At 28.2% G+C, this 3,378-nt stretch carries 5 protein-coding genes; all 5 read right to left on the reverse strand.

The window, feature by feature from the left end; genetic code table 11:
• Positions 1-192: 192 nt before the first annotated feature.
• Positions 193-1,137: a hypothetical protein gene (locus K324_RS0109395; RefSeq protein ID WP_026748907.1), complete on the reverse strand. Its 945-nt coding sequence runs from the start codon at positions 1,135-1,137 to the stop codon at positions 193-195.
• Positions 1,138-1,435: 298 nt separating this feature from the next.
• The gene (locus K324_RS14765; protein WP_036095503.1) at positions 1,436-1,615 is read right to left on the reverse strand and encodes a hypothetical protein; all 180 of its coding nucleotides are present in this window, start codon (positions 1,613-1,615) and stop codon (positions 1,436-1,438) included.
• 384 nt (positions 1,616-1,999) lie between these two features.
• Complete coding sequence (locus K324_RS0109415) at positions 2,000-2,215, reverse strand: ribbon-helix-helix protein, CopG family (RefSeq protein WP_026748908.1); 216 nt, start codon at positions 2,213-2,215, stop codon at positions 2,000-2,002.
• Between the two features lie 10 nt (positions 2,216-2,225).
• Complete coding sequence (locus K324_RS0109420; RefSeq protein WP_051354438.1) at positions 2,226-2,648, reverse strand: hypothetical protein; 423 nt, start codon at positions 2,646-2,648, stop codon at positions 2,226-2,228.
• Positions 2,649-2,770: 122 nt separating this feature from the next.
• Positions 2,771-3,328, reverse strand: coding sequence for a hypothetical protein (locus K324_RS0109425; RefSeq protein WP_026748910.1), 558 nt, complete (start codon positions 3,326-3,328; stop codon positions 2,771-2,773).
• Positions 3,329-3,378 lie beyond the last annotated feature (50 nt).

Consider the following 3,378-nt stretch of genomic DNA (forward strand, 5'->3'; position numbering starts at 1 on the left):
TAAATGAAAAATTTAAAAATCAAAAACTTAGATGAAAAAGATATTGAGAATCTAAAACAAATAAAAATTATAGAGCTGGAAGAAATGAATATTCAAGATTTGAAAATTCTGAAAGTTAAAATTGAAACAGCTATTAAGAATATAGAAAAATAAGAGCCATATTAGGCTCTTTTTTAAAATACAATACCAAGATTATAGAATCCCATTTTTTATTTCTGCTTCTACTATTTTTAAAACTTCTGTAAAATTTGTCACTTTAAATTTTTTACAAATAGTGCCTTGAGAAGGGAGTGTTTTTATTTCCTTCAAATTTTTCAGAGTTAATTTTCCATTTCTTTTTTTATACTCTTTAATTAAAGTTTCAAGTACTCTTTCCTTTGTCCATTTTTCTTCCCTTTTTTTAAATTCATATCCGCAAATTTCTCTTAAATTATTGATACTGCCAAATCTTAACTCAAAACATCCTCGATTATAAATGCAATTGTCGTTTATGTCTCTTGCAGTTGCTCCTTTTATATCTTTGTCCAAATCTCTTGATAATTCTTTATAAATATCAATCAGTTCTTCGTTAGTTACATCAACTTCCGCTTTAAAATGTAAATCTAACTTCATTTCTTTAGCCATTTGTCGCCAAGTTATATTTCCAAAAATTTTCTTTAATCTTTTATACGAATAATCATATTTACTCAAATCATAAATTGTTCTTATAGTTCCTTCTGACACTAATTTTTGAATATCTTTCGTTACTTCCTCTTTCGTCTTTTCTACTAAAAACAAGTGTTTCGTTTCTTCTTCTCTATTGATTTTTTTGAATACATCTTTCATAGTTTTACATTTTAACCTTGCCAAAATTCTTTCATAAGATAAAACTTTTTCAACTTCCATAATTGCATTTATTCCTGAATCGACAACTTCTTGTAATTCTTTTATTATTTCCGATTCTGTTTTTATATTGATATGTTCCAAGTCTCTATCAACTGCTTTTAATATCTCGCTCCAAGTTGGAGCTATATAGTTTCTCAAAGTGTTATAAAAACTCCCTCCTAAATCACTTGTGTTCTTCACTTTGCCGCTGTCAATTAAATTTTGTAATTTAATCACCAGTTCTTCCCGTTGATATTTCTTTTTTCCTGCCATTTTATTCCCCTTAAAATTTTAAATTTTTATCTAATTTATCAAAACATTTGTTTAATAATTCATACTCGCTGAAATTGTCAATTACTATATCAAGAATAATTGTTCTCTCAATTTCTAATAGCTTTTTTATTGATGAACTTTTTCATTTTGCTTTTCTCATTTGTACCTCCGACTATAATGTTTATTATAAAACAAAAGAGAGCAATTAAGCCCTCTTTTTTTACACAATGTATTATTAAAAGTGATCACAATAATAATATAACTTATATTTTAAGATTTGTCAATTTTTTTTGAATTTTTAGTATTCTGAACTTTCTTGATACACTACATCAGCGATGTATGCATCAGATTCATCAAATACTCTTCCGCACTCGTCAACTCTTAATTCAATTTCTTTGTCCCAAGCGTCCTCACACACTTTTTTGTCTTTTTCAGACATATATTCTTTCACGTTCCAGTAGTTTAATTTCTTCATCATTTTCTTAATCCTCCAAAGTTTATTTTTTAAATATATATATCAGTAATGCGATAACAAAAATCACAATTAAAGCTGATATTTTTTCTTTTAATGTTGTTTTTTTGATTTCGAAACTTATTTTTGCTTTTCCGATTTTTATTTCTTTTTTCATATTTTTGTGTTATAATGGTTACAGGTGGAGGGTGGCTATCCCTCAAACCTGTTTTCTATTTAGAAAATTTTATTGTAATGCTGAAAATAAATAAGTTAATCGTGACTGTTACTTCCTTTATTTCCAGCATTTTTTTATTTTTCTTTGCCATTACAATCTTTTCACCTCCTTTCTACATTATTATTATACTACACTTTTTATCAAAAGTCAACACCTTTTGATAAAAATGTTTATTATTTTTTCAAATAAATTTCTAGTATATTTTTTATTAATTTGTTTCTAGTAATTTCTTGTTTTTTTGCTCGTTCTGTCAACTCTTCCCACATTTTTTCGGGAAGTGCAACAGAAACTTTTTTTATTTTCATTCCTGGCTCAGCCTTTTTTCGTCCGCTTGTCGCTGGTTTTGGACGTCCTTTTTTTGCCCCCCTAGTTTCTTTCTTTGTTTCCATTTTCTCCTCCTTATATTCTTTTTACAGTTATTTCGCAATAACCAACTTCTTCAAAAGCACTATCATCCGCAACGCTTATGATTTCAAATTTTGTACCTGCTGGAACTAACACTTCTTTTTCATAATAACTATCTTCATCAGTCCCCAATACTTCATAATATGCTTCTGCATATTTTTCATCTTCTTCTGTTTCAGCTTCACTTAGTAAATCATAGTTTACTTCGTGAACATCAACTTCATTTATACAGTTAAGAAAATATTCATATTTTCTAGTTGTTTCAACAATAAATTCTCCACCGTTTGTCCAGCTTTCGGCTTTTTCAGCTGTTAATATTTGCCCAACTTTGAACTCAGCTTTATAATCTAAAGCTATTGTTCTTCCTATCCCTTTAACTGTTTTATTTATATTTTTAGCTATTTCATTTTTTGTCATTTTCATCACTCCTCATTCATCCTTTATCTTAATATTATTATACTACACTTTTTATCAAAAGTCAACACCTTTTGATAAAATATTTAAAATTATTTACAAAAAAAGATAGCCATTTCTGGCTATCAATTTATAAGTGATTTTATTTTAGCAACAAGTTCGTTTTCAATCGACTCCATATGTGTCTCGACAATCCTTGCTGCTTTTCCGTACAAATCTTTTTCTTTGACACCTTCCTTTTTCAAGTCGTCCAAAATATGCAGCAATATTTCTTTTGTCTGTTCAAACTCATCTTTTATCATACGAGATAACAATTTATAAGTTGTTTCTTCTATTATATCGTGCATATCATTTTCAAAATTAATCATTTTAGCGTCAAAGAAAGTGTTAATTTCTTTGTTGATAATCTCCCAGTTCTCTTCCAAGTGATTATTTTTTATATACTTCAATATACGTTTTTGTACTGCCCACCGCATATCCTGTATTTTCAGTGTTAAAGCTATCTCCATCCCTTTCCCTTTTAAAAAATCATTGTTTAGCTGATTTTCTAATTTAGCTAGAACGGTTATCGTTTTTTCTTGCTGTTCAAAAAGTTTTTTTTGCTGAGTAATATAAGTATAGCTTATGACACCCATTATCCCCAACTCCACTATAGCTTTTACTTCTTCAAAATTTATCCCCACATTTTACCCTCTTTTCGCTGCTATAATATATTTCCATTCCCTTTTTTCTC

Source organism: Leptotrichia trevisanii DSM 22070, from assembly GCF_000482505.1.
GTDB classification, from domain to species: Bacteria; Fusobacteriota; Fusobacteriia; order Fusobacteriales; family Leptotrichiaceae; genus Leptotrichia; species Leptotrichia trevisanii.